Origin of the sequence: Pseudonocardia sp., from assembly GCF_035305885.1 — a bacterium.
GTDB lineage: Bacteria > Actinomycetota > Actinomycetes > Mycobacteriales > Pseudonocardiaceae > Pseudonocardia.
This window is the reverse complement of sequence record NZ_DATGOP010000073.1, coordinates 1-2,331: the sequence shown is the minus strand read 5'-3', so window position 1 is coordinate 2,331 and position 2,331 is coordinate 1. Positions and strand designations below refer to the sequence as shown.

General features: G+C 73.5%; 3 protein-coding genes. All 3 read left to right on the top strand.

The window, feature by feature from the left end:
* Nucleotides 1-723: zinc-binding dehydrogenase (locus tag VKZ81_RS15310; RefSeq protein WP_324242225.1), on the top strand; the 723-nt coding region annotated here is incomplete at its 5' end.
* A 9-nt stretch (nt 724-732) separates the two neighbouring features.
* Nucleotides 733-1,692 carry a TIGR03560 family F420-dependent LLM class oxidoreductase gene (locus VKZ81_RS15305; RefSeq protein ID WP_324242224.1) on the top strand — a complete coding sequence of 320 codons (960 nt, stop codon included), beginning with the start codon at nt 733-735 and terminating at the stop codon, nt 1,690-1,692.
* Nucleotides 1,689-2,331 (top strand): alcohol dehydrogenase catalytic domain-containing protein (locus VKZ81_RS15300; protein ID WP_324242223.1); only part of this gene is annotated, 643 nt, incomplete at its 3' end. The genes VKZ81_RS15305 and VKZ81_RS15300, both read left to right, overlap by 4 nt.

The window sequence follows — 2,331 nt, the reverse complement described above, 5'->3', positions numbered from 1 at the left end:
GAGGACCTGGGCGGGCTCTGCGTGCTCGGCACGTTCGCCGAGCGCGCGGTCGTCTCGGAGTTCTCCTGCATCCCGATCCAGGACGACATCCCGTTCGACGTCGCCGCGCTGGTGAGCTGCGGGGTGCCCACCGGCTGGGGTTCGGCGGTGTACGCGGCGGGCGTGCGCGCCGGCGACACCGTGGTGGTCTACGGCGCGGGCGGGGTGGGCAGCAACGCCGTGCAGGGCGCCCGGTACGCGGGCGCGAAGAACGTGGTGGTCGTCGACCCGGTGCCGTTCAAGCAGGACATGGCGAAGGTCTTCGGGGCCACCCACACGTTCGGCGAGGCGCAGGCGGCGCACGACTTCGTGGTGGAGACGACGTGGGGCGAGCTCGCCGACCACGCGATCATCACCGTCGGCGTGCTGCACGACCAGGTCATCGCCGACGCGCTGGCGGTCGTCGGCAAGAGCGGCCAGGTCACGATCACCGCCGTCGGCAACGGGTCGCTCTCCGCCCCGGCCGGCATGCTGATCGGCTACCAGCGCCGCGTGCAGGGTGCGATCTTCGGCGCCTGCAACCCGCTCCACGACGTGCCCCGCCTGCTCGGGCTCTACCGCTCCGGCGACCTCAAGCTCGACGAGCTGATCACCCGGCGGTACGCCCTCGACCAGGTCAACGAGGGCTACCAGGACATGCTCGACGGCAAGAACATCCGCGGCGTGATCATCCACGAGCACTGAGGTCGCCGGATGACGACGCTGCGCATGCGGGTGCTCATGGAGCCGCGCCACGGCGCCCGCTACGAGGAGATCCGCGCGCTCGCCCTCGCCACCGAGGAGGCCGGGTTCGACGCGTTCTTCCGCTCCGACCACCTGATGGGCGTCGACCCGCACGACGCGACCTACCGCCCCACCGAGTGCTGGACGACGCTCGGCGGGCTCGCCCGCGACACCACGCGGGTGCGGCTGGGGGCGCTCGTTTCGGCGGCGACTTTCCGGGAGCCGGGCCTGCTCGCCGCGATCGTCGCGTCGGTCGACGAGATGAGCGGCGGGCGCGCCGAGCTGGGCATCGGCACCGGCTGGTACGAGCGCGAGCACGAGGCGTTCGGGATCCCGTTCCCGCCCGCGCGCGACCGGTTCGACCGGCTCTCCGAGCAGCTGGCGGTGATCACCGGGCTGTGGTCGGGGCCGGGGTTCTCCCACGCCGGCGCGCACTACCGGGTCGTGGACAACCGCACGCCGCCGCGGCCCACCCAGCGGCCGCACCCGCCGATCATCGTCGGCGGCAGCGGCCCGAGGCGGACGCCCGCGATCGCGGCCCGCTACGCCACCGAGTTCAACGGCGCCCTCACCACCGGCGGCGGCGCGGCCGGGCTCAAGGAGCGGTTCGAGCGGTTCGCCCGCGCCTGCGAGGCGATCGGGCGCGACCCCGCGACCGCGCGCCTGTCCGCGGTGCTGCCGGTGGCCTGCGGCGCGACGCCCGTCGAGACGCAGCGGCGCGCCGAGGTGATCGGCTCGGAGCTGATGCGCGCCAACGCCGCGATCGGCTCGCCCGCTGAGGTGACCGACCGCGTCGGCGAGCTCGCCGACGCCGGCGCCGACACCGTCTACCTGCACATCTACGACATCCACGACCTCGACCACATCGCGCTGATCGGCGCGGAGGTGCTGCCGCACGTCGCGCCGTCCAGAACGGGGGCCATGTCATGAGCATCACGACCCGGGCCGCGATCGCGCGGCAGCCGCACACCGGCTGGGAGGTCGTCGACCTGCAGCTCGACGAGCCGAAGGCGCACGAGGTACGGGTGCGGTTCCACGCCGCGGGCCTGTGCCACTCCGACGACCACATCACCCAGGGCGACGCCCCGGTCCGGTTCCCCATCGTCGGCGGGCACGAGGGCGCGGGCGTGGTGGAGTCGGTCGGGCCGAACGTGCGCCGCGTGCAGCCGGGCGACCGCATCGTCTGCTCCTACATCCCCGCCTGCGGGGCGTGCCGGCCCTGTTCGACCGGCCACCAGAACATGTGCGTGAAGGGCCTCAACGCGGGCACCGGGATGTTCCTCGACGGCACCTTCCGGTTCCACCTCGGGGATGAGGACCTCGGCGGCTTCTGCACCGTCGGCTCGTTCTCGCAGTACGCGGTCGTGTCGGAGTGGGCGTGCATCCCGCTGCCCGACGACATCCCGTTCGAGATCGGCGCCCTGGTCGGCTGCGGGGTGCCGACCGGCTGGGGCTCGGCGGTGTACGCCGCGGGGGTGCGCGCCGGCGACACCGTGGTGATCTACGGCGCGGGTGGGGTGGGCAGCAACGCGGTGCAGGGGGCCCGGTACGCGGGCGCGAAGAACGTGG

What these genes read in the sequence shown, in the direction of transcription:
- VKZ81_RS15305 (WP_324242224.1), top strand. Translation starts at nt 733, where the DNA reads ATGACGACGCTGCGCATGCGGGTGCTCATGGAGCCGCGCCACGGCGCC.